Here is a 23,230-nt window from a genome sequence, read left to right on the forward strand (position 1 = left end):
ACGACCGTGTGCTCAGTTCGGTGAGCTACTCGTTGGCGGGCCAGTATATCGAGCGGTTGAGGCTGACCGGCGACGGAGACGTCAACGGAACCGGCAACTCGCTGAGCAATATAATAGCCGGCAACTCTGGCGATAACGTCATAGACGGCGGCAAAGGCTCAGACCGGATCGGGGGCGGCGCGGGCCGCGATACATTCGTGTTCGCCAATGCGCTCAGCGCGAGCAATGTCGACGTGGTCACCGACTTCAAGGCGATCGACGACACGATCCGGCTCGAAAACGGAGTATTCACCGGTCTGTCGGCAGGTGGATTATCATCCGACGCGTTTTACATCGGGACCGGCGCGCACGACGCCTCCGACCGCATCATCTACAACGCAAATTCCGGCGNCCCAGGCCGTTCAGTTCGCGACGCTCGAAAACCACGCCACGATCACCGAGGCGGACTTCACGGTGGTTTAAGGCGCGCCCGGCCAACGCCAGACGAGGCGCGTCATAGCGATGAGGCGGGAGAACGGTCAGGGCGGCGGTCGGACGGCGCACTGTCCCGGCTTCTCGACGCAATAGGCCTCGATCTGGCGCCAGTGATAGTCGGTCGCGAGGATCGACAGCAGGACGATGATCGCCGCGAGCCCGAACAGCGCGTCCCACCTCCAGTGCCTGACGCGCCACACGATCGTCGTCTTGCCCCAGACCACGATCAGCAGGGCGATGGTCCTCAGCAGATAGCTCCCGAAGGACTGGCTTTCCGAGATCGCCTGGAACACGTTCACCGAGAATCCGGGATCGTTGAAGCGCGGCCAGATCCAGCTCGCGGGCAGCAGCGCCACGACAGCCCAGGTCACGACCGTCCACGGGATGATGTACCAGAGCGTCAGGTCGGGCTCGCGGTCCCGGCCGGTCGAGGCCGTCAGGAAGGCGAAGACGACGCCGGCGACGCCGCAGGAGAGCAGCAGGGCGACGTTGCTGAACGCATAGCTCCAGTAATCCAGCCCGATATGCATCAGCGTCCACCTCGTTCGATCAGTTCCTGAAGACGCCGGAGCTGGTCGCGGAGCTGGCCCGAACCGGACGTTTCGCGGGCGGCGAGCCGGTCGATCTCCGCGAGCTTGGCGTTCGCGACCTGCAGCGCATGATCGGCGCGCTTCATCACCTTCGGCCTCAGCATCTGTCGCAGCATCGCTTTCGCAGCTCCGATGATGCGCCTCATCGCCCCCGACCTTTCGGCGCGTTTTTCTCGATGATCCCGCTCAGCGCCTCGAGCTGGCCCAGCACGTCGGCGCGCTCGTTGGCGATGTCCGTAAGCCGCGCGGTCGAGCGGTCTCCGGTCTCGATCAGCTTGTCGGACAGCTCTTCGACCCGGCGTCTGAGCGCCCGGTTCTCGATCTCGCGCCAGATTGCGATTGCGAAGCCGAGCGCGCCGGAGAAGCCGAGATAGTCGACCGCGGTCCGGATCGCGTCCTTGAGCGCAGGCCAGACGTCGGCGAACGTCTTCCAGAACTCGGCCACATGCGGACCTCTCTGCCAGCGCTTACTGCGCCGTGCTCTGAGCCTTGGCGGCCGCCTCGACGACCGCCGCTTTGGCCTCCGGGATCCGCGCCACGATCTTGTCGATCAGCGCGCCGTCAGACTGTTTGAGGCCGGCGACAGACTCGGGGTTGTTCGCCTTGGTGAACTCGAGCGCTTCGGAAACGACAGTTCCCTGCACGATCGCGGCCGGCAGAAGCCCGGCGTCGAGCTTGCGGGCGAAGATGACCTTCAGACCCGTCTCCATGGTCCGATAGAGCGAGAGCGCGAGCTTCTCGTCCTTGATCGCCTTCAGGGCGCTCGCCGCCCGCGCCGCGACCCATGCGCCGAGGATCGAGAGCAGGCCGAGCCCGATCCCGGCAATGGCGGTGATCGCCTGAGGCCGCATCTCGGCCCAGAGGTCGCCGACGAACGAACCCGGCGCCACGGCGGACGAGACGTCGAGGGCGCAGGCGGCGAGCGAAAGCGCGAGCAGGCAGCAGACGCCGGCCCGGATGAGCAGGTTCATGGAAGTCTCCAGAGAAAGTTGAAGGTGGATGTGGCTAAACGGTCATCGACCTGGCGCATCCGGCCGAACACAATTCCGCCATGGACGATTCTTCTGGCCCACCGGCGTTTACGCCCGACGAGTTCAAAGCGATCCGGCTTCTGCTGGCTGAGCGCGGGCCCGAAATCCGCAATCCCGAGCTTTTGTCCGCGATGCGGGATCGCAAGCTGGTCCGCGAGGACGGGATCGAGGGATGGGTCGTGACCTATCCAGGTCACAGACGTTATCTGAAGGCTCTCCTCGAGACCTTCCACGACGGGTGAAGAGTCAGGAACCGGCCGCCCACGTCTTTGGGCCGGCCACGCCGTCGTCGACGAGGCCGCGGGCCTTCTGCCAGGCTTTCGTCGCAGCCTTGGTCTTTTCGCCGAAATCGCCGTCCGCCTTCGCGCCGACGATCGCCTGCCAGGCGGCGACGTCTGGCCCTTTCGAGCCGAGGCGGATGGTCGGGCGGGTGACGGGAGGCGTCGACGCTCCGTCGACGCCCGCCTCCGCCGGCGCGGACTGCGTGAGCAGCGCGAGGACGTCGATCGTCTTGCCCTTCGCCCAGAGCACGACGCCGGCGTCGCTCGCGGGATAGACGTTCGCCTTGCCGCCGTTCTGGTAGGCGCCGTCGCGGAAGAGGATCATCTCCTTCGTGCGGCGCCCGATGATTGACGAGGGCGTCTTCCAGCTCATGAACTGCGCGGACGCGGCGTCGCGGTCGCCCGCGTTCAGCGACTTGACCAGCGTGGCGCGCCCGATCGCGCCGGTGTTGTAGTGGAACGAGACCAGCGCATCGAACTCGGTCTGCGTGACGGCGACCGAAAGCGCCTTGTCGACCGCAGCCTCATATTGCGCGACGTCCTTGCGGAACAGCGCCATGACGTCGCCGATCAGCATGTCGCTCGTGACCGTGATCGGATCCGGCGCGCCGGCGGCGGCCGTATGTCCGACGCCCAGCGTCCAGACGCCGACGCTGTCCTTGTAGCGGCGAGAGACAATGCCCTCGTGCCCGGCGAGCTCGGCGAGCCCGCGGTCCGACATCTTCATGGGTTGCTCCGGACATGAAAAAGCCCGGCGCGAGGGCCGGGCTCCGAAAGTTCTCTACGAGATGGATGCAACTTTTGGTGAATTAGCGCCCTGGGACAATCGGTATGGTAATAATTAAACGTTCTTGATTATTTGATGTGACGAACGAACAAACGTTATCTATAGGGAACCGGATCCGATCTCTATCCGTTAATATTTGGAAGGCTTTAGGAGGTCGATTATGCGCTACATCGTGTGTTGGCGCACTCAGTCCTGCGAAGTTTGCACCGATCCCCAGGACGCCATGAGAGCGCGCGACTTACTGGAATTTCTGACGGTTCATCGAGCTGATTCAATCCACGTGCGGACCGACATCGGCCAGGAAGCCTCGATAGATGAGGTATCGGATGCCGCCGCCGAGCTTGCCGCTGGGCTCCTCAAGAGCTGGCTTCCCCACCGGGATCACGGGAATCCCGACGTCGCCGACAACGCCTCAGGCTGATCTTCCTGCACTGGACTGCGACCCCACGAAATTAACTTCCCGTTAACCAGGCTCTATGAGGCTGCCCGCGTGGCTGAGGCCCGAGGCGGTCAGGTTGACGTGGTCGCGCCGAGCGCGCACCTGATCGCCTCAACCACACCCCTTCATTGAGATCATCAACCCTCCGCACGCATTGGTTTTGCAACCGGTTGCGCGTAGAAGCGGGGTGAGGTGATCAATCGATGACAGATGTCGCGACGTGGCTCGAAGCTTTGCTTCGGGCGCAGGCGGTGGAACACGACAAAGCGCTCGGTGATTCCATCGCCATCCTCGACGCTTTCGAGACGAGCGCATCCGAGGATTGCTCGGAGCGCACCAGGCGCCTTCGGTTGCTGCAGATCGGGTTCACGGGGCGCTGCGCTCCAAACCGACTGGCTAGTCCGATCCAAGCGGACATAGCTGTTCGACTCAACAAGTTACGGCCTCGCTGATCAGCCAGCCTAGGAGGGCCCGAGAGCCGGGCAGTGGGACATGAAGAAGCCGCCCGGGGGCGGCGGTCGGATGGAATTCGGTATCGTCGCCCTCAAACGGTGATCCCGAACTCCGACGCGTACTGGCGTGCGTCGAGTACGATTCCGCCGGTGCTCGCCACCTCTGCGTCTTCAAGCGATCGGCCGTAGATCGCGCTGAAGCAGACGTCGCAAGAGCCGAGGAAGGTGTCGACGCCTCCGCCGATGCGGAACGAAAAGGGTGACAGAAGCCGCGCTGTCGTCTTCGACTTGCCGTCGCTGACGCCATCAGTGAGGTCGAAGATCTTATGGCCGGTCCCGCTTTTCCAACGGAAAATGAGGAGCCGCCATTTCGCGTCGGCCGCGGCGACGGTGGTCGTCTCGACGGTTCCGCCGCTGTCCGTGTAGAGCGCGCCGCCACGGGTGGTCTTGCTGCTGCCAGATGCGGTCGCGTACAGGCTGGCGCCGCCCAGGTTGGTCCCTGCTGAATAGTTGCCGACGTAGATCGGGCTGTCTGCCGAGCCCGTGTTGGCGGAGGTGCGCCGGGCGACAATTGCGAATGATCCGTCCGCCCTGTCGGCGATGAGCGTGTCGAGGAACGCCGAGCCGCCGACGCAGCTCACATATCCATCGCGAAAGACGGGCGCGCCGATTGGCTCAAGATCAGGCCCCCCGCCGGCGTGGTTCTTGGGTCCGTAGTCGGCGCCGTTACCGAGCAGGTAGAACCCGAGCAGGCCGGTGGAAATCCTCGGCTCCCAAAGCATCCAGGGCTGCTTCGCCATGCCGGGGGACTTCACGGTGACGGTCATGGTCTCGCTCCTTCAGGCCGAGAGGCAGGCGATTGCGTCGGCCAGCATCCTGGCGTGCAGGGTGCGGTTCGTGGCCGTGGGATGGGTGATGTCGGAATAGGACGCCGCTGAGACGCCGGTGACGGCGTCGGCGGCGGCCGCGGATCGCGCGAACCCGCATTCGGCGGATTGGGCGGCGTGGACGTTGAGGAAGTAGATGTTGGCGTCGGTCGCGCGAAGACTGAGCACGACCTCGAGCGTCTTTGCGATGACCGCCCGGTGCGCCGACGACCAGCGCGTATCGCCCGCGGCGCTCTTCGGATCGATCGTCTGCCAGAGCACGATCTTCGCCGAAGGGGCCGCGGCGCGGAGGCTCTCCAGCATGATCGGCAGGTAACGGGCGACCTGATCGACGGCTGCGGCGCCCTTCTCCAGAACGTCGTTCATGCCGAGGTTGAAGAGGACCACGTCTGGCGTCGCGAGGGCGAAGCGCGAGAGATAGAACGCGAAGTCGAATACGAACGTGCCGTAGGGGCCTGTGAACTGACGGTTCGCGGGATCGCCGGCGACAGCGGCGCGCAGGAACGGGTTGGCGTGGAGCTTGTCGGCCTTGGACAGCGCCTGATAAGCGGTCTCCCCGCCCGCCGCGACGACGCTGGTGCAGTCGTCGTCCGTGTCGACGCCGAAATAGTCGCCATAGGCCCAGCCCTCGCGCCCCTCGCCGAGCGGTCCGGCGGCTTGGGTCGTCGACGTCGTGGTCGAGCCACCCATGGTGCCGACGAACAGCGGCGCGAAGCCCCACGAGGTCAGGTATGCCCGCGTAAAATAGCCGGTCTGACGATTGGTGATGCTGTCGCCGAGCAGCAGCACCTTCGGCGCTGGCGAGCCAGTCACCGGCGTCGCCTTGCGCAGGACGGTCAGCGGCGCCGTCAACAGCTGGTCGCCGCCGACGGCGCGGGTGATGAGCGTCGCGCTGCCTGTCAGCAGATCGCCGGTCAGAACAAGGGGATCGTCGCGCGAGGAAAGCGGCGGGTGCGGGACAGCAGGTGGGACGGCGTCGGCTTCGATCGTGACGATGGCTTGCGGGCCATCGGTTCGCACCGGCTGGATCGAATGCGGATGGACGAGCTGCGTCGATCCCGTGGTGAAGAACAGGTGCGGTCCGAAGATCGGCGCGCTCATCGCAGCGGGGTTCACCCGCGATGCGAGCCGGGCGACGGCGGCTGCCTTGGCGTAACCCGGCAGCGAGACGCCATCCGGGCCGACACGCAGCAGCGCCCTTCGTCCGGGGCCATGGACCACGAGCGAGTCCCCGCCGTCGCCGGTCTCGAAGAATGCTGTCTGGAGCCCGCCATCGCCGCGCATAAGCGCGAGCAACCGCCGCGCCGCGTTCTTGAAAGCGATGTCCTCGCCGTCTTCGTCAAGCTCAATGACGGCTACTCGGGGCTCGACCTCGGCCAGCGCATCGGACACCTCGTCGAGCTCTGACTTGTCAGCCTTCGACGACAGCGTGTCGGCGGCGATCCATTTCCACGCCGAGGCAGCGGCGTCCCACGTGAACCGACCGGAATTGGCGACCGTCGCGCCGGTGATCGGGTCGGTATGCGAGCCTGCGTCTCCGTTGACCTCGCCGATCTGTCCGTCGCGCGTTCCTAGCGTCGCCGCCAGGTCGACCCACGATCCTTTCAGGACCGCGTCCCCCTGAACGGTGGAGTTTTTGAGGTCGGTGAGAATATCGACGAGATAGGAGCCGAGAACCTTTCGGATGTCCGATTTCTCGGGGTTTTTCGGTCGCGTCGCCGGAATGCCCGCCGAGACGAAGTCCCGATATGTATTGAGAAGCGCGGCTTTGAAGTCTGCGATGCTCGCCATGCGGCTGCCTCAACATGAAAAGGCCGCCTCGGACGGGACCGGGCGGCTGCGGTAGGGCGGAAAGGATCGGAACTAGTTGGCGGCCGCGGCTTTAGGCGACGCCGACCGACTGCATGTATTCGGACAGCGCGGCGGCGAGCTCGGCGTGCTGCGGCGCCGACAGGTTGCCGCCGATGACAGCCGCGTGGATCGGCCGGTTCGTGAGACCGACCGCCGCGCCGCTCGAATTGCTGCGCGCTCCGATGTAGATCGGTTGGACCGGCAGCATGACGCTCGCGTCGTTGTCCGTGAAGACCAGGTCGCCGTCCTTATAGGTGAGCATCGAATTCGATGCAGAACGGCTCACCGCGACGAATGTCGGCGTCGCCTCGGCGCCAATGGCGACGGACGAAGTCGAGCCGCTGTTCAGGTATAGCGTGATCTTGTCGAGGTTATTCCTGAGGCCGATGGTGGCGTAAGTGGTGCCCCCTGCGGCAGTGCCGACGCCGATATCCCAGGAGCTGGCGACGCCAGGAGACAGGGGCGTGCCGTAGACGCCAAGCAGGGCGTCATTCAGCGCGAACTTGCCCCCAGCCGTGGACGGCGTGAACCCCGTGTCGAGGTAGTTCGTCGCGCCGTCGCCCTGCCAGCCGCGGTCAGCGGTCCACCCGCCGGACCCGACCTTCGTAAGGTCGAAGGCGTCCTGCCTGAGGTTGAGATAGGCGGCTTGTTCATCGTGAGCCGCGAGAAAATACAGCGCGTCGAGTTTGTCCCACACGCCCGCCATCTGCAGGCGAGCCACCGCCCAGCGCAGCGCGGTCGCCCGCTCGGCCGAGGGCTTGACGGTCATCCTGTCGATCGCGTCGTCGGCCGCCGACGAGAGAGCGATCCGCGCCGGCCCGGCGAACCCTGAGCCGACGGCCGAGCCATTGAAGGCGCGCGCCCAATATTGCAGCGCCTCGCCGTCAGACACGCCCGCGTCGAGCCAGGTCCGCGACTGTCCCGGTGTGGCCGCGAGCTCGCCGGACACGTCGATCGCCGACGTCGCGTCGTCGCCGGGCACGCCGCGGTAGATCCTCTGCGTCAGGATATTCAGGCTGTCCGCCATCGTCGTCGTGACCGCGACGCGGTCGCTCATGTCGACGGCCGCGATCGAGACCGGAGCGGCGGGCGCGATGTTGTCGGACACAAGAGAAATGGTCTCGCTCGACGACCAGTCGCCTCGGGAGCCCTTGCCGCCGACATAGGCGTTCTCGACCTCGTAGGCGCCGTCGGCGATCGGGTCGGAAAGCACCTGGAGGTCCTCATCCGGCGCCGTCATCGCTTGCCATGACGAGGTCCCGACTTTGCGATATCGGCCGGTCAGCGTGAGCTCGGACCATCCCTCGACGGGCGGGCTGGTCGACGAGATCCGTGCGACCGTGGCGCCGCTCACCGTCTCCCGTACGACCTGCAGCGTCGGCAGCGGCGGGATCGGAAGATCGTCATCGCCGGTTCGCGCCGGGATCGTCGGGCGGCGACCTTCCTCGGTCATCCGATCCCAGTCGTATCGGGCCGGATCGACCGACTGGAATTCAACCTCGTAGGCGCCGTTGACGAAGGTGCTGTCGTGGAAGTCGACGACCTCGCACGGGATCATGCGCGTCGACATTTGCTCCCGCGAGTTCAACATGAAGAAGCGGCGGCCGCGCAGATTTTCGCCGAACGCGCGCAACAGCATCGTGCCCCGGATCTTGCAGCGCGCCCTGTCGAACTCGATCTTCGCGAGCCGGCGCATTTGCGTGTAGCTCTGGCACCACTCCGCCTGAACCGGCCGGGCGACGACCCTAGCGCCGGCGTCGATCTCCGCCTGGTTCATCCATGGGTCGATGTCGACGTCGTTGTAATTGTGGTCCGGCGACGAGACCTTCAGGTTGAGCCGGGTGATCCTCTCATCGGCGAGCCGGCCGCGCTTTGTCCTGATGTTGTAGATGTGCTGGTCTTCGACGGTGATCGAAGGTTCGTAATAAGCGCCGCCGTAGATGACGATCGCGCCGTCGCCACGCTCTGCAATCCAGCCATCGAAAGACCGAAGCAGCGCGTCGACGACGCTCTTTCGCGGCGTGTCGGAGTCGAACATGCCGCCCGCCGCATAGCGCGGCTCGAAGGTGTCGTCGGCCCTCTGCACAGGCTCGTCGCAGAGATCCATGGCGGCGAGCCACCAGCCCGCCGCCGGCTGATAGACGCGCGACACCGGCCGCCGGTATCCGGCCGGGCAATGGCAATAGAAGTGCAGCAGCTGGCGGACCGGATTGACCGTCCACGTCCAGCTGTCGGGGTCATCCGGGCTCTGCGCCTGATCGCGTGGATCCCAGCAGAGCTGCCAGCGCCCGACGACGGAGAGCTGCGGCAGGCCGTAGGGAAAGCGCCGCGGGTAAGCCTTGACGTCAGGCGAATGGGACAGGAGTTCCGCGGTCGCCATGCCGTCGCCGCGGTGATCTGCCGTCCAGAAGGCGGGGAACGCCGCCATCATCTCGGCATAGGGCGTCTCGGTCGGCAGGCCCTTGCGCCAGTAGATCTTGACGTCTTCCTCGCCCGGGTCGCCGCGGTAGCGCTTTGTCGTTCCGTAGTGGACCGCTCCATCGTCCGCGCCGTCCTCGAAGGCCACCGGATCATCGTGCAGATACCAGCGGTCGAAGCCGTCGACCCGGCCCTGATGGAGACCGATGATGTCGTAGGAGGTCGACCCCTTCAGCTTGTAGGCGAGATAGGCGCCGCCGTTGCGCGCCCTGCCGTAGCCGTAGATCGCCGGCGGAATGCTCTGCTTCAGGACGAGCGCGCCGTCCTGCGGCTTCGGGATGTCGGGCTTCGGGGCGAGCAGCAGCTGAGCGCCGATCAGGACGCCCGACAGAACCGTCGACCCGACGATCGACGCGAGCGTCGTGCCAGCCACCGCGGTCGCGCCCGCCGCGACGCCGGCCGTCCCGCCGATCGCGAAGATGGCGGCTCCGATCGCCTGAGGCATCGTTCAGATTTCCCACACGAGATGCGGCTGCACGCGGATCGTCTCGGCGTGAAGCCGCACGAGACCGTCGCTTGCCCGGATCGCCCAGCTCTGCGGGGTGCGAATGCACCCGAAGGTCAGGAAGCCTGGCTTCCTCTCCCGCTGGACGCGGATAAGGCCGATCGACCCGAGACGCGCCGCAGCAGCCTCGACAGGCCTAAGGTCGTTGCGCTCCGCCTCGCGCGACACGAAGGCGTCGATGCCGCCCTCAAGCTTGAGGATGCGCGCCGCTGAGATCGGTCCGGAGCATCGACCGAGATAAGGCCCTAGGCCGAACTCAGCCCGCTCCTGCGCAGCCCACCGCGCGAGGAACAGCAGGCAGTGGCTGCGCTCCCAGAAGCGCGAATCCGCCTCCGCCTCGTCCAGGTAGAGGGCGAGGCGGTCGGCGCGATCGGAGGCCATCAGAACTGAGGCCAGGCCTTGCGGGCGCCCTGCGACAGCTCACTCGTCTGATCGCAGATCTTGTCGCCGGGATGCAGGTTCTGATGCTGCGCGTCGGCCCAGGCCTGAAGCTCGGCGCCGGCGCGGATGATCTGTTCCGATCCGACCTTGAGCGTCACGGTCTGGGTGGCGTCAGTGATGCCGCCGTCGCGCGCAGTCCCACCCGATCGCTCCAGCGTGAACTCGCCGCCCTGGCCGAGCCAGATCCAGCGCGCGGCCCCGACGATCTGGAGCCGCTCATCATAGAAAACCTTGCCGATGTAGACCTCCGCCCCCTCGGCGACGTCAGCCTCGATGTCGAAGAGCTGCGCGAGATCTCGGTCGAGGCCGGGCAGCGAAAACTCGACGTCGTCGGACAATCCGCCGATCAGTTGCTTGAGCGCGGGCATGGAGCCGAGACCCGGGAAACCCTGATAGAAGGCGCCCCCGGGTTCCGTCTCGACATGATCGGCGGGGATGTCGACGCCGATCAGCGACGTCGTCAGCCGCGAGATCTCGCCGTTCGCCCAGGCGATCCGCATGAGGGCGTCCATGCCGGACGCCTCCTCGAGGCTGTAATCAACCGGCGGATCGGGCGGCAGCCTCACGGGAGTTCCCCTCGAAGCGCGCGAAGGTCTTCGATGAAGGTGACCGTCCCGAAGGACACGATGTCCTCCGGCAGAGCCATTCCGTTGCTGTCGCTAAGCCGCATCGCGCAGCGTGGCGCGTTGAAGTCCGCCTCGTCACCCGCCGCGACGCGCTCGCGTAGCGGAGGGTTGATGTCGAGCCGGTAATCGAAGCCGACGACGCCGCCGGCGTCGTTCGTCACCTCGACGCTCTCGACCACGCCGACGACCTCATAGACCCGCTCGGCGGCGTTCGGATGCACAATCGTGAAGGGCTCGGCGCCGATGAACGGCTCCGCTCCGAGGACGCGCAGCCTGAGCGTTGTCGCCGCATGCGCTGCGTCCTCAAGCAGCCGCGCCTCGACTGCTCCGCTCTGATAGCCGGAGCCGTCCGAGAAGAAAGTCCCGTCGCTGTGTGGGACCGCCGCCGCGGGTCGCGGCTGGGCGAACCATGGCCGCTCGACGAGCGGGACCACGATCCGCACCGTTCCGTTGCGAAGCTGACCGCGGATGGCGCGCCACGCCGCATATTCCTCGCGGGTCTCGAGGAAGATGTGGTCCATCTCGCATTTCCAGAGACCGCCGCGGCCAATCGCCAGACGGTCCGGCGTATCGGCCGCGAGCGAACGCATGCCCTCGACCGCGCCGCCCACGACCTGCCACTCCATCGTCCCGCACTGAAGCAGATCGATCGGATATTCGAGCGCCGTCAGCATCAGTAGGTATGCCCGTTACGGGCTTCGCGAGCGCGGGTCGCCGCGAAGCTCTGATGACTGATCTGCACCGCCTGCGCCCCGGCGCGCGCGCTTTCCTGCTGCGCGATCGGACGAGCGGCCTTCACCACGCGCGCCTGCAGCACCTTGTTGTCGAGCTCGATCCGGATCGTGGTGTCGCCGCCCGATCCCACGCCGCCGGCGCCGCTATCTCCCGCCGACGCGTTCGGGAGCGAGCGCACCGAACCCCAGTTGTCGTTGACCGAGGGATAGTTGTCGTTGCCGACGTAACCGCCTTCCGCGAAGCCCGGCAGGCCGCGCCGGATGCCCTCAAGCGCCCCGACGCCGATCCGGCTCGTGGCCGCCGCGTCGAAGACGAACTCCCCACGATGAACCACGCCGGCAGGCTCAAGACGGCCGCCATGGCCGGTGAAGCCCCCTTCGTCGAAGCCGAACAGCTTCCCGACGATCCCAAGCAGTCCGCCGCCGCCAGCGGCCGCTGCGCCGCCGCCTGCGCCTCCCAGGAGCGTGCCCAGCAGCTTCCCGCCGAGCATGCCGATAATGCCGCCAAGCGCGCCGTTCTTCTTGCCTCCGATCGCCATGCCGGCGACGCCGCCGATCCCGCCGAACAGGTCGCCCATCGACATGCTCGCCTTGCCCAGACCTTCGCCGAAGTCGCCGACGCGGCCCGCGCTGTCGGCAGCGCTCTTGCCGAGCTTGTCGATGTTCTGCGCCGCGAGGATCGGGTTGACCGGGGGGAGCGGGACGGCAGCGCTACGGGATCCGACAACGCTGATCTCAGAGAGGGCCGTCGGTGCATCCCGCGTCAGACCCATAGGCTCGATCTGTCCACGGAACTTCTGCATCCGCGCGGCGAACGCGGAATCGCTCATGTTGCTCACGCCTTCCCAGCGCGCGCCGATCGACGTCTTGATGCGGCCGAGCATCGCGGGATCGTTGAGGTCGGCCTGCAGATCGCGGCCGTAACGGCTTCGATAGTCGGTCGTCGCCTGCCACCAAGCGCCCTTGTCCTGCGAGGCCGGGGTGAAGTCGGTAAGGCCCGTCTTGCGCGAAACGTCGTCCCAGGTGGGCTTGGTGAACTGGTAGCGGCCCGCCGACGTTGCGAGCTCGCCCCGGTGCGACCCGTAATTGATCACCTCGGGGATATTCGGATGCCTGCTGAAGTCTGAGAAGGTCTGGTTGCCCTTCGCGCCGCCGAAGCGGACGTCGTAACGGCCCTGGCTTTCCGTGCTGGCGATCGTGTCGAGCAAGCCCTTCGCCTGCGGAGAAAGATCGCCAGCGCCGAGCGCAGGCGCCCCGCCTGTCATTGTGCCCTTGGCGTCGGCGATGCTGCCGCTCTTCAGCAGGCCGCTCCAGCCGCCGGGCTGGTTGTCGTTCAGGAGGCCGCCGGTCAGTGCGCCGGCCGGCCCCGCCATCGTGACGAACAGAGCGGAGGCCGGCGACGAGCCATCGCGCTTGCCGCCGAGGACGTCGCCCAGCCCCGTCGCCTGGCCGATCGCCGACCACGCCTTGTCATAGAGGCCGTTCCACGCCTTCTCCGACGCGTCGTCGAGCAGCTTCCGGCCCGCGCCGACGACCGACTTGCCCACGCCCTGGCCACTGCGCAGGCCTTCGCCCAACGTCTGCCACGCGCCGCGTCCGGTCTCCTTCACGGTCTTCAGCGCGTCGTTCACGCGCATGATGTCGGCATAGGCGTCGGCCGCAGCGACACGCGCCCCCTTGTAGTCGACAAGCTGACGCCCGGCCTCCGTCGGCTCGCCGTTCTGCAGAAGCCCGGCGCCCGTCAGTTCCTGATCGATGCTCGCCTCGGCGTCCGTCATGAAGGTGCGGCGGCGATCGTCGGAAAGCTTCTGCGCGAGCGTCGCTTGGCGGATCTGCTGCCGCAGCCGCGCCCAAGCCTCGGCCTCGTCATTCAGCCCCGCGATCTGGCTGTCGAACGCGTGCCGGTCCCCCGTCAGTTGATAGGCCTCGCGGCGAAGGGCGTTCGTCTGCTCCATGACGTAGCGGAGCTTTTCGGTCTCCTGCGCCGACTGCCCGATGGACTGAAGCTCGAGCTGTGCGCCCTGGAACCGCTCTGTCGTCGCGATCGACCGTTCGCGTTCGGAGTCGGCGATCGCCTTGTTCGCCTCGGCGTAGACCCGCGCGGACGCGGCCTTCGCATCCGCCTCCGAATAGAGCGCGCGTTCGATATCGCCGGCGGCGTCGACGCGTGCGCGCTCGGCCTCGATTTCGGCGCGCTGCGCGGGCGTCACGGCGTTGATCGCCTGCAGGTCGAGCTCGCGAAGCCGGCGAGCCTTCTCGGCCGGGTCGAGATAGCTGTTGATCGCAGCCGTAACCTTTGCGAGGGCCTCTCGATTGACGTCGAGGTTCTTCGCGCCGCGCGCAATCGCAGGATCGTCGATCGACTGCTTCAACTGCTCCTGCTTGGCGATGAGATCCTGATAGTTCGCCGCACTCGGCGCTATTCCGCGAGCAGTCTCGCCGGCGGCGATCGCCTTTTGGTCCGCGGCTTCCTGGGCGCTTTTGTTCGACGCCTCGCGACGCTTACGGATACGCTCCTCTGCATCGGCGATCATCGACTGGTCGCCGGCGTCATCGCCGTAGAGGGAGCCGATGATCGGATGCCGCGCACGAAAGTCGATCCGGCCACGGGCCGTCCCGATCAGCGCGCGATCGGTTTCGTCGGTCGCCGTGTTGGCGACGCTTCCGTAGCCAGCGAGCCATCGGCCGTACGCGTCAGTCGCGTTGCTGATGCTCTTCTTCAGCCGATCCCACCAGGTTTCCTGCTCTCGTAGCTTGTCGACCGATCCAGCCAAAGAGGCGCTAAGCCGCTGCTGCATCACTGCGGCCGCCCCGCTCGTGTCGCCCATCGCGGCGAGATGGCGAATGTTCTGAAGCGCGGCGTCGTCCAGGAAGGCCAGCTTGTCGTTGAGGTCCTGCGCGCCCTTGGTCGGGTCCGCGAAGGCCCGCTTCAGGTCATCGAGCGCCGCGGGCAGCTCCTGCCCGGTGACCTTCGCGAATGCGTCGACCGTGTCATCCGAAATGCTCTCCGCAAGGCCCGACGATATCTTCCCGGTCGATAGGAACGCAGCCATCCTCTCGCGCGCGACATTCGCTGAAACGTGCCCGCCGGCGGCAACACGCTGAGCAGCCTGCTCGGCCTCCGCCACGGTCGTGCCGCTCAGTCTCCCAAGCCCCTGCAACGAATCTTCGAGCTGCTTCGCCGATTTCTCCGCGCGAGCGAACGCGACCGCCGAATAGACGCCGAACGCGGTTGCGGCGGCGCCAGCCACCGTCAAGGGCGTGACGAAGCCCCATGCGCCGACTGCGAGCGATTTGAGCCCCGCCAGGACGCCGCCCTCCGCCATCGTCAAGATCTGGAAGACCTGACCACCCTGCGTCGCGAGGATCTGAAAGGCCGAAGCGCCCGAAAGCGCCATGGTGGCGACGTCATTGAGCTGGAAGCTCAGGTTCTGCAGCTGGTGGCCCGCGAAACCGGACACCTTGCCGGAAGCCTCAATCCCCTTCGCCGTCATATTGAACCGACGCTGCGCCAGCCCGGACGCCGCCTCAAATTCGGCTGTGCTGATCGCTCCGGCCGCCGCCAGGGTGCGATATTCCTCGATCTCGGCGTTGAGGCGGCCCGTCGCGGCGCCGAGGGGGTCAATCTGTGCACGCAGAAGCGCCGCCTTCGCGGCCATCTCCTCTTCGGCGCGCGCCGCTTCGATGAAGACATCGGCAGATTGGCGCGCCGATGGGACTGCCCGTCCGATCCCGAACGCGTCGCCGATCCCCTGCTGCGCGCTCGCCGCCGTCTGGGCGCGCCGGGCGGATTCGATCTCCTCCTGCCGGCGAACCTGTTCTTCCAATGCGGAAAAGGTCGCGCCCTGAGATGTCGCTGGCGCTGCGCCGATCCCGACGGAGCGCTCGAACGCTTGCCTGAAGGCGCGTCCGGACGCCTCCGCGCGCATCCGCGCAATGTCGTCGAGACGAGCAAATTCCGCCTCGAACGCGGCCGCGCTCTCGCGGGCCGAGTTCCGCACCTCGTCGACCATCAGACCGAGCGACGCATGCAGGCCCGACTGGTCGATCGCGGGCAGGCTGATCGCGCCCGCCGCCTCGAGCGCGCGCTGCATCCGCTCGATCTCGCGCGCGGCGGTGTCTGCCGAGATTGCGCCGTTGTCGATCGCGCGGACCGTCCGCTGCAGATCCTGCTCAAACCGCAGATAGGCCTTCGCGACGCCGTCGACGCGCGCCTGCGACTTGGCCCACGTCGCCTGGGCCCGCTCCTGCTGGCGGCTCGCGGCGTCGGTCGCGGATCCCGACTGCGCAGCGGCGCTCGCAAGGCCGATATGCTCCGCCTTGACAGCCGCGAGGTCGGACTTGAGCTTGTCCAATCCGACCGAGCGACCGCGCACGGTCAGCTCACGGATCGCCGTGAGTGTCGCCATAAGGAAACCCTCAGAATGGCGACGTGCGCCGAATGCGGAAAGTCCGTGTCGTTTTTTTCAATTAACGGCGGACGATGCCGGGACTGTCGCGAAAAAGGATTCAACCACGCTGTTGAACGTTTTCGCCAAAGGAAGGCGGACGAGTTAGCGGCCGAGGCCGCTGCAGGTCAGGGCGCTCTTAGGTCTGCGTTGGAGACCGGGGACTTTTCAGAGGTTCCAGCGGCCACGCTCGACGCCGCCGCCAGCAGCATTGTTGTGACGACCGCTCCAGATATTCCCTACGCACCGACAGCCGAAGTCATCGACATCATCTCTGCTGAGGTTGCCGTTGGCATGAACTTCTTCAAAGATCTCGCGATCGCATGGAAGGATGGCTACGGCGGGCGAAGCGGAACTCTTCAGAATGAACTTCGGGACGCTCGTCAGGCCTGTTTGAGAGAGCTTAGACGAGAAGCACTTTTACTGGGCGCTAATGCGGTGGTAGCGGTCGACTTGGATTATTCCGAGTTCCAGGGCGCAGTCGCGGGGAGCAACATGTTCTTCGTTGTTGCGACTGGGACAGCGGTGAAACTGGCGTAATATCGAAGGCCGGGACGAAGTCGGTGCGATCGACTTCCGCTTTAGGAAACCAAGACGTCACCCGTCCGTCTTCTCCGCCATCTTCTGCAGCAGCGCGACGACAGCCGCAGGGTCCTTCATCGACACGCCGCCTTCGCTTTTGCCGACCGAGCGCGACCTGTATTCGCCGTCCATCGCCTGGATGAGCCGCTTGAAGCGGGCGAACTCGTCAGGATCGGTGACGCCGAGGCGATCGGCGTAGGCGTCGATCGCCTCGAAGGGGATGGCGCCTTCGCCGCAGCCGACGCTGCGGCTCGGGCTGAGGTCGAAGAACGCGTCGAAGAACAGGACCGCCTCGTCCCAGAGGTCGGGCTTGTCGAGATAGCCGGCCGGGAGCGGGCGACCCTTCCGCTCGAGCTTCGCGATCGCCCGCTCTTCCCCGCCCCATTTCAGCTGCCAGCGGAGGCATTCTCGAAGTTTCCCTCCAGTTCCCGCTCGTCGTCGTCCTCGCGTTCGGAGACGATCGCCGCGGCGTACAGGATGCCCTCGCGCAGCCGCGCCATCGCCGGATCTGCAAGCAGGTCGGTCGCGAGTTCCTTGCTGAAGTGAAGCGGAGCGCCGTCCTCGCCCTCGATGCCGTCCCAGTCGAGCAGGATGGCGTCGAGGATGCACCGGCTCTCGATCCGGGTCTGGTCCTCGACGCTCAGCCCGTTGCGGCGGTTCTTGCGCGGCACGGCCAACACCAGGCGGTTCTGCAGCCGCTTGTAGTCGGTGTTGCCGAGGCCGCGGACCTTGAACCGGACGCCTTCGAGCTCCGGGATGTCCCCGACCCAGTCGCCCTTTTCGAGCTTCTCGGGATCGATCGTGAGAGCGGACAGCTTCATGACTTGCGCCTTTCTGGTCGCTGAGAGCGGTCCGCCCGCGGCGGCCGCAAAGATTACGGGGTGAGGAGGGCCGCCAGCGCTTCCGCGAGATCGGAGTTGATCGCGAGGCTGTAGGCGCGGCGGATGAGGTTGTCGTTCGCGCCGACGTTCAGGCGACGAGACGCCACGAGAGCGCGGAAGTAGATCGTGGTGTCCGAATAGGTCACGTCCGGAGCGTCCGGCAGCACGATCTTGAAGGCGTAGTTTTTCTTGGTCTTCGACGCCGCGATCAACGCCGCCTGACCAGCGTCGAGCGGGTCGTGGAAGCATCGCAGCGCCAGTGTGCCGGCGTCAGCCGCACCCTTCGCCTTGCGGACGCGGCCGTCCTTCAGCGTCGTGCCGGTGACGATGTTCGCCTCGTCCCCGAACTCGCCGAGGTCCTCGATCATGTCGACCTCGGTGAAGGTGAGCGCGGCGAACTCGGAGCTGGTTTCGGTGGTGGGAAGGACGACCGGCCCGATGTACAGGCGAGCGTCGGACGCGGTGATGATGTCGCCCATGGATGGGGCTCCTTCTGCGGGACGGCCGACGCCTCACGGCGCTGGCGAACGGCCTTGCCCAAGGGCCGAATGGGCGACTGGCGACGCGGCGGCGCCGTCAGGAAGGGGGAAGAGCCTCGGCCTTCGCCACGCGCTTGGCGGTGGACGCGTCGGCCGCCAGGAGCGCGCCGGTCTTCAGCGCGCCCGCGACCGCGGGATGATCGAGATTGAGCTCGACTTCCTTGGTCTCGCCGGCCTTGAACGAGGCGTATTTCGGGTCGGCCGGCGTGCCGCCGATGACAAAATCGAGGCTCTGGCGCGTGGTGTTGGTGTATTTCGGCATGGTGCGGATGTCCTCAGCCGGTGAAAGTGAACGCGTAGGGCACGGTCAGCGCGGTGACGAAGTAATTGCCATCGCTATTCTCATCGCCGACGTAGATGTCGCCCGGAACGAAGGTGCGGACGCCCGAGAACTTGCGGTCGCGGAATAGCGACTTGATGTCCTCGGCCCAGGCGGACGCCTTCGCGAGGCCTTCGCCGATCTCGACTGCGATCACGACGCGGAAGCCACCTTCCTCGCGGTAGAGCCGGCGGTTGACGATCGGCCTGCCCTGATCGGACGCCGGGAACTGGAGCTTCACGTAGGGTGAGCCGTCCTCCGGAGCGTCTCCCTCGACGTTCGGCGCGAAGACGGCGCTACGCTCGCCCCAATAGGTCTCGAGCCGCGACGTCACGGCGGAGATCACAGTCGGATGCGCCATGGTCAGCCTCGAGGAGCGATGACGATCGCGGGCCGCCTGAGATCCCGTTCATGCTTCTGCGCGGTGCGATCACGCCCGTCTGACGCGAACTGCCCCTTGCGATTCCGGGACGTAAGCCGGAGCGCCGGCGCATAGGGAACGAAGCCGGCGTCGCCGAAGGCGCGATAGCTGAACCGGATATGCGCCATGTTGCCGAACCGGCGCTTCGCGAGATCCGCGACCACCTGAAAGACGCCGTCGGGCGCCTGGGAACTCAACCCGCGTTCGATCTTCCGGGCGTAGGGCAGCGGCGACAGAAAGACGTACTCCTCGGCCGCGGGAGCGATGACGCCAGCCGGGACGGCGACTCCATCTGCGAGGAACACAAAGCTCTCCCGATAGGCCCCGGTCAGCACCGGCGCATGCCTCACCAATTGCTCGGCGATCCACGAGAAGAGATCGTCGAGCAGCTCGAACGCGAACACGATCACGCCGTCCGGCCGCACGGTGTCGACCGGAGCATTGGCGCGGCCATCGACGATCGTCACGTGGTCGGGCACGCGGCCGAGCGCCTGACGGTTGATCTCCTGCGCCTCGGCGAGCTGCTGCCGCGCGAAGTTCGCGATCTGCCTGCTCTGCGCCTTGGGCGAAAGCTCCTCGTCCACGATCGCGCGCACATCGAGATCGATCGCGTCGATCCGCGAGCGCACGCTCACCCGCGCACCCTCAGCTCATAGGCGATCAGGACGCCGGCGATCGCGCGGGTCCGATTGTCGACCGCCTGGACCGTCAGCTTTTCGCCGCCGACCCAGATCGCGTCGTTCGACTGCGATTTGATCGGCAGCGGGAAATCTCCGAGATCCTCCGCGAGGAAGATCACCTTGCTGTCGCCCTGCTGGACGTCTCCATTCTGCTCTTCCGGGGAATACCCCGTAACGCGCGCCTTGAACGTGACGGCAGGCGCGGCGTCGCCAGATCCGCGCCTCAAGATCACCATTCCGCCATGGCGTCCGATCTGCCGGCGGTACGATGCGCGCGCTTGCTCGGGCGTCATCCGGTCACCCAATCAGCATGCGACGATAGGGCTTGAGCAGCAGTTCGGCCTCGGGCGAGGCTAGCGTGCTCTGCGAGCCCGGAACCCAATATGTAATGGCGCTGACGCCGTCGACGTCCTCGCTTTTGATCAGCGGATCACGCCCCTGCGTAGAGAGCGCGGCGCCGACAAGACGGATAGCGGCCAGCTCCACGTCCGCCGGTAGGTCCGTTCCCTCTTCGCCTGGCAATTTATATCCGGCGACGTACTCGATCGTCAGCGATCGGAACCGCCACCCGATCCTGCGATCGCCCTGGAGGCGATAAAGCTCGCCGCGCTCGATCTCGTAAGCAAGCGGGTCAAGCAAGCCGCCATCGGCGGCCGCCGACGTGATCGAAATCACGGGATCGCGCTCCAGCAGGATGTCCGCCGAACCCGGCCGGCGGAACACCTCGCGCACTGTCTCCCGCGCAAACTCCCGGCGGCAGAAGGTTACGATCGCCTGCGACGCCTGATCGATCATCCGGGTCAAAACGTCACCGCTCGGGTTGGCCGCTCCGAGCCCGAGATCCGCACGGACATGCTCGACCGTCGTCAGCCGCCTCGACGTGGCCGGCGTGACGACGGTCAGCATCAGCCCTGCTTCTTGGCGACGAAGTCGGCGATGATCGTCTCAGCCGCTTCGGTGCTTTCAGGCTCGGCGCCGGTGATCTGGCGGGCGAGCTTTCGCTTGGTCGCGTGATGGAGGGACCGCCAGTTCTCCGGGATGTTGGACGTGTCGTGCGTCTCACCATCATCCTCAGCGTCCGCCCCGCCGGCGAGCGTTTCAGCCTCTCCGCTGGACGTCTCACTGTTGCCGTCGAGATCCGCGCCACCCACAAGCGTTTCAGTGCCTTCGCCAGCCGGCGGCGCCGAAGGATCGGGAGCGTTGAGCTCAACGCCAAGCGGGCGAGGAGTCTCGAACTCGCGCTCGATCTCGTCGAGCCCCGCCCGGAGATGACCGACGCGCTCGCCGCTCGGCAGCGCCCACCAGTCGGGAACCGTCAGTCCGAGCTTGCCCGACATCAGGATGGCCACGATGTCGTCCGCCAGCTGGGCTTCCTCCGGATCGGGCGCGACGTCCCCGTTTGCGATGGATGCGTCGGCCGCCTCGACCTTGGAGACGAGCGGCCCGGCTCCGGCCCGGACGACGGACCCATGGTCCAGCCCGGCGTAGTCGAGAACCGCGCTGCGCGCCGCCGGAATGTTCGGGAACGGCTGATCGTTGATCCGGATCCCGCCCGCCTCATAGACGTCAAAGCCGCCATCCTCGGTCGGCTCGATCCGGAAACCGGACGGAATGCCCTCCGGCCGCGCAGCCTCGAGGCCGCCTTCCGGTGCGACCCCGGCCTCCCTCAGTTCATGGTCGGTCACGGGGGCGCACGTGCCCGCCGCGATGTTCGACGTCGCCGCTTCATACGGCATGTCGAGAATGGCGCCGGACTGGCGCCCGATCAGCTGGCGAACGAACATCGCGCGCTCCGTCGTGACGAGAAAGGGAGCCGGCCGCGTGATGGCGGCCGGCGATTGGGTTCAGTCGACGAGGCCGCTCGGAGGCGTCTCCTGCTGATAGCGGAGGTCATCGAGCAGGAAGATCGCCGCGGTGATGTTCGCGGCGTTCGAGGCTCCCGTGGTGACGAAGACGCAGTCGTATCCGCCCTCGACATCGAGCAGAGTCGCGTCGACCTCGAAGAGCACCTGCTTGTTCTTCAGCGCTGCGGAGGTCGTGAACCCAACGCCGTCAGGCTGACGTACAAGCGTGTCGCTGAGGGACGTGTCCGCGTTCGACCAGATGCGCCCGGCGTTGCCCAGCGCCTTCGCGCCGGCGCCGGAGACGTCTGTCGCCTGCATGACGGCGAGCGCGACGGGGGCGGCGTTGCCCTGCGCGATCGACACGAGGATGTTCGCCCGCCCGGCGTTCTTCAGGCTGACGATGTCGGAGGAACGTCCGCCGGCGTCGGCCGCGGGCGCGAGAGCCTCGATGATCTTCATCGCGGCGGCGAGGGTCGTCTTGCTCATCGGGATCTCCCGTATTGGGCGCCAAAGGGGGAAGAAGGACGGGCCGGCGCTCGGCCGGCCCGTACGCAGGGGCTCGCGGAGATCAGGTCCGCGCGGCGAGCACCACGAAGGGCGACTGCGTCTTCACGCCCCGATACGGCGTCATCGGCGCCTGCCAGATCGGCTGGCCGTTGAAGCGATAGACGAAGCGGAAGACCGTCTCGTCGTAGATGAAGCGCACGTGGATCGAGGCCGCCGACTGGGTCGGACCCTTGTCGATCGCCAGGTACTGGGACAGGTCCGCGAACACGATGTCGCCCGGCGTTCCGAGGGTGGCGCAATACTCCACCGGAATGACGGGGCGGCCCATGAGCATCCCGTACTCGTTTCCGTTGAAACCGGGCGGCGTGTAGGTCACCACGGGCGCCGCGAAGCCCCCGACGTTCTCCGTGCCGGCGACGTTCTTGATCGGAACGTACAGGCCGAGCAGCTGCGGCTCGGTGTCCTGATTGACCAGCCAGACAGCGTTCTTCCGCGACCGCGCAGGCATGCGGCTGTACATGTCGAAGATGTTCTGCGCGTTGAGCGTGGCCGCGGCCTGGCCAGCCACCTTCGGCACGGTGATGGTCGCGCCGCCGTTGAGGAACCCGAGCGGCATGCCGGCTCCGGTGCCGTTGACGACGGCATCTTCGATTTTGAAGATGAACTCGTCCTGGAACGCCTGGCCGATCCACGACGACAGCGCCGTGGTGTCCTGCAGAAGTTCGTCGGTCGCGTAGCAGAGGCCCGTCAGCTTATCGAGCTCCATGCCGATGCGCTTGAACTTCGGCATGCTGGCGTTCTTCAGTCCGGCCTCACCCGTCCAGAACGAACGGATGCCGCCCCACCGGGAGCCGTTGGCGCGGCTGGTCTCGTCCACCCCGTTGATCTTGAGGCCGTTCGAATTGGGGCCGATCGGGATCTTGCGGATACGGCTGGCGATCTCGCCGGCCTCGAAGGTGTGCTGCAGCAGCTCGTTCGAGAAGTCGGTCTGGACGAGGAAGCCGCCCTCCGAGGAGACGCCTTCGGACATGCCTGTGGGGCCCGCCGAGACCGAACCGATCGCCTGCAGGCGGGGATCGATCACGCTTGCGCCCGGCGCCGAGGCCAGAACGACCGCGCGCAGCTGCTCGCCGAGGCTGGAGAACCGGCGGCCATCCGAACGGCCGCCGCGATCGTTGGCGTCGGCTCCTTCGTTGGCGTCGCTTCCGGCGCCAATCGACCGCTGGCGGTCCATCTGACGCTCAGCGCGCGTGATCTGCGCGTCGAGATCGGTCAGTTCGGCGGCGATGGCGTCGTCGCGAGCCGCCTCGGTTTCCGTAAGTCCGCGATTTTCGGCCGAGGCCGCGTCGAAGATGCCCTGACCTTCGCGCACGAGGTCGGCACGCTTCTGGCGAAGCGCCTTGATGCTCATAGCGATATTCCTTTGATCGGGC

26 protein-coding genes and 1 pseudogene are annotated in these 23,230 nt (G+C 66.4%); 4 read left to right on the forward strand and 23 right to left on the reverse strand.

What is annotated here, in order from left to right:
* Positions 1-20: 20 nt before the first annotated feature.
* Positions 21-182: pseudogene (locus PKE75_RS17885) on the forward strand (calcium-binding protein); the annotation flags it as partial.
* Positions 183-518: 336 nt separating this feature from the next.
* On the opposite strand, the gene PKE75_RS03205 reads toward PKE75_RS17885, so the two are convergent.
* The 4 genes from PKE75_RS03205 to PKE75_RS03220 are packed head-to-tail and all read right to left on the reverse strand — an operon-like array spanning position 519 to position 2,035.
* Positions 519-1,004, reverse strand: a complete 486-nt coding sequence (locus PKE75_RS03205; RefSeq protein WP_271167259.1) for a hypothetical protein — start codon at positions 1,002-1,004, stop codon at positions 519-521.
* Positions 1,004-1,180 (reverse strand): hypothetical protein, encoded by a 177-nt coding sequence (locus tag PKE75_RS03210; protein ID WP_271167260.1) that lies wholly within the window; start codon positions 1,178-1,180, stop codon positions 1,004-1,006. The genes PKE75_RS03205 and PKE75_RS03210 overlap by 1 nt, the downstream gene beginning before the upstream one ends.
* 26 nt (positions 1,181-1,206) lie before the next feature.
* Entirely contained in the window at positions 1,207-1,509 is a 303-nt protein-coding gene (locus PKE75_RS03215) for a hypothetical protein (RefSeq protein WP_271167261.1), read from the reverse strand.
* A gap of 22 nt (positions 1,510-1,531) precedes the next feature.
* Complete coding sequence (locus PKE75_RS03220; RefSeq protein WP_271167262.1) at positions 1,532-2,035, reverse strand: hypothetical protein; 504 nt, start codon at positions 2,033-2,035, stop codon at positions 1,532-1,534.
* A gap of 80 nt (positions 2,036-2,115) precedes the next feature.
* Between PKE75_RS03220 and PKE75_RS03225 the strand changes: the two genes are divergently transcribed.
* Positions 2,116-2,337, forward strand: a complete 222-nt coding sequence (locus tag PKE75_RS03225) for a hypothetical protein (protein ID WP_271167263.1) — start codon at positions 2,116-2,118, stop codon at positions 2,335-2,337.
* A 4-nt stretch (positions 2,338-2,341) separates the two neighbouring features.
* Here PKE75_RS03225 and PKE75_RS03230 read toward each other — a convergent pair whose 3' ends face one another.
* Entirely contained in the window at positions 2,342-3,103 is a 762-nt protein-coding gene (locus PKE75_RS03230) for a glycoside hydrolase family protein (RefSeq protein WP_271167264.1), read from the reverse strand.
* Between the two features lie 220 nt (positions 3,104-3,323).
* Between PKE75_RS03230 and PKE75_RS03235 the strand changes: the two genes are divergently transcribed.
* Positions 3,324-3,584 carry a hypothetical protein gene (locus PKE75_RS03235; protein ID WP_271167265.1) on the forward strand — a complete coding sequence of 87 codons (261 nt, stop codon included), beginning with the start codon at positions 3,324-3,326 and terminating at the stop codon, positions 3,582-3,584.
* Between the two features lie 562 nt (positions 3,585-4,146).
* On the opposite strand, the gene PKE75_RS03240 is transcribed toward PKE75_RS03235, so the two are convergent.
* From PKE75_RS03240 to PKE75_RS03270, 7 genes are all read right to left on the reverse strand, one after another.
* Positions 4,147-4,881: a hypothetical protein gene (locus PKE75_RS03240; protein ID WP_271167266.1), complete on the reverse strand. Its 735-nt coding sequence runs from the start codon at positions 4,879-4,881 to the stop codon at positions 4,147-4,149.
* Positions 4,882-4,893: 12 nt separating this feature from the next.
* Positions 4,894-6,732, reverse strand: a complete 1,839-nt coding sequence (locus PKE75_RS03245) for an SGNH/GDSL hydrolase family protein (protein ID WP_271167267.1) — start codon at positions 6,730-6,732, stop codon at positions 4,894-4,896.
* Positions 6,733-6,823: 91 nt separating this feature from the next.
* A complete protein-coding gene (locus PKE75_RS03250; RefSeq protein ID WP_271167268.1) occupies positions 6,824-9,715 on the reverse strand; it encodes a phage tail protein in 2,892 nt (963 codons plus the stop codon).
* A 3-nt stretch (positions 9,716-9,718) separates the two neighbouring features.
* Positions 9,719-10,156 carry a DUF6950 family protein gene (locus tag PKE75_RS03255; RefSeq protein WP_271167269.1) on the reverse strand — a complete coding sequence of 146 codons (438 nt, stop codon included), beginning with the start codon at positions 10,154-10,156 and terminating at the stop codon, positions 9,719-9,721.
* Positions 10,156-10,782, reverse strand: coding sequence for a hypothetical protein (locus tag PKE75_RS03260; protein ID WP_271167270.1), 627 nt, complete (start codon positions 10,780-10,782; stop codon positions 10,156-10,158). Before PKE75_RS03260 ends, PKE75_RS03255 begins: the two co-directional genes overlap by 1 nt.
* Entirely contained in the window at positions 10,779-11,516 is a 738-nt protein-coding gene (locus PKE75_RS03265; RefSeq protein ID WP_271167271.1) for a hypothetical protein, read from the reverse strand. Before PKE75_RS03265 ends, PKE75_RS03260 begins: the two co-directional genes overlap by 4 nt.
* Positions 11,516-15,985, reverse strand: coding sequence for a phage tail length tape measure family protein (locus PKE75_RS03270; RefSeq protein ID WP_271167272.1), 4,470 nt, complete (start codon positions 15,983-15,985; stop codon positions 11,516-11,518). Before PKE75_RS03270 ends, PKE75_RS03265 begins: the two co-directional genes overlap by 1 nt.
* Positions 15,986-16,000: 15 nt before the next feature.
* Between PKE75_RS03270 and PKE75_RS03275 the strand changes: the two genes are divergently transcribed.
* Positions 16,001-16,564 carry a YbjQ family protein gene (locus PKE75_RS03275; RefSeq protein WP_271167273.1) on the forward strand — a complete coding sequence of 188 codons (564 nt, stop codon included), beginning with the start codon at positions 16,001-16,003 and terminating at the stop codon, positions 16,562-16,564.
* Between the two features lie 57 nt (positions 16,565-16,621).
* Here PKE75_RS03275 and PKE75_RS17890 read toward each other — a convergent pair whose 3' ends face one another.
* From PKE75_RS17890 to PKE75_RS03325, 11 genes are all read right to left on the reverse strand, one after another.
* Entirely contained in the window at positions 16,622-16,996 is a 375-nt protein-coding gene (locus tag PKE75_RS17890) for a phage tail assembly chaperone (protein ID WP_428979098.1), read from the reverse strand.
* On the reverse strand, positions 16,993-17,427 hold the full coding sequence (locus PKE75_RS03280; protein ID WP_271167274.1) for a hypothetical protein: 435 nt from the start codon (positions 17,425-17,427) through the stop codon (positions 16,993-16,995). Before PKE75_RS03280 ends, PKE75_RS17890 begins: the two co-directional genes overlap by 4 nt.
* 53 nt (positions 17,428-17,480) lie before the next feature.
* Entirely contained in the window at positions 17,481-17,966 is a 486-nt protein-coding gene (locus PKE75_RS03285; RefSeq protein WP_271167275.1) for a phage tail tube protein, read from the reverse strand.
* A 97-nt stretch (positions 17,967-18,063) separates the two neighbouring features.
* Positions 18,064-18,288: a hypothetical protein gene (locus PKE75_RS03290; protein ID WP_271167276.1), complete on the reverse strand. Its 225-nt coding sequence runs from the start codon at positions 18,286-18,288 to the stop codon at positions 18,064-18,066.
* A gap of 13 nt (positions 18,289-18,301) precedes the next feature.
* The gene (locus tag PKE75_RS03295; RefSeq protein WP_271167277.1) at positions 18,302-18,706 is read right to left on the reverse strand and encodes a phage tail terminator-like protein; all 405 of its coding nucleotides are present in this window, start codon (positions 18,704-18,706) and stop codon (positions 18,302-18,304) included.
* A 2-nt stretch (positions 18,707-18,708) separates the two neighbouring features.
* The gene (locus PKE75_RS03300) at positions 18,709-19,401 is read right to left on the reverse strand and encodes a hypothetical protein (protein ID WP_271167278.1); all 693 of its coding nucleotides are present in this window, start codon (positions 19,399-19,401) and stop codon (positions 18,709-18,711) included.
* On the reverse strand, positions 19,398-19,682 hold the full coding sequence (locus tag PKE75_RS03305) for a hypothetical protein (RefSeq protein WP_271167279.1): 285 nt from the start codon (positions 19,680-19,682) through the stop codon (positions 19,398-19,400). The genes PKE75_RS03300 and PKE75_RS03305 overlap by 4 nt, the downstream gene beginning before the upstream one ends.
* A gap of 61 nt (positions 19,683-19,743) precedes the next feature.
* Positions 19,744-20,352, reverse strand: a complete 609-nt coding sequence (locus PKE75_RS03310) for a hypothetical protein (RefSeq protein WP_271167280.1) — start codon at positions 20,350-20,352, stop codon at positions 19,744-19,746.
* On the reverse strand, positions 20,352-21,230 hold the full coding sequence (locus PKE75_RS03315; protein ID WP_271167281.1) for a hypothetical protein: 879 nt from the start codon (positions 21,228-21,230) through the stop codon (positions 20,352-20,354). The genes PKE75_RS03310 and PKE75_RS03315 overlap by 1 nt, the downstream gene beginning before the upstream one ends.
* 60 nt (positions 21,231-21,290) lie before the next feature.
* A complete protein-coding gene (locus PKE75_RS03320; RefSeq protein ID WP_271167282.1) occupies positions 21,291-21,776 on the reverse strand; it encodes a hypothetical protein in 486 nt (161 codons plus the stop codon).
* 82 nt (positions 21,777-21,858) lie between these two features.
* Positions 21,859-23,208, reverse strand: a complete 1,350-nt coding sequence (locus tag PKE75_RS03325) for a phage major capsid protein (protein ID WP_271167283.1) — start codon at positions 23,206-23,208, stop codon at positions 21,859-21,861.
* Positions 23,209-23,230: the final 22 nt, after the last annotated feature.

It is taken from the genome of Hansschlegelia plantiphila (assembly GCF_027922265.1).
Lineage (GTDB): Bacteria > Pseudomonadota > Alphaproteobacteria > Rhizobiales > Methylopilaceae > Methylopila > Methylopila plantiphila.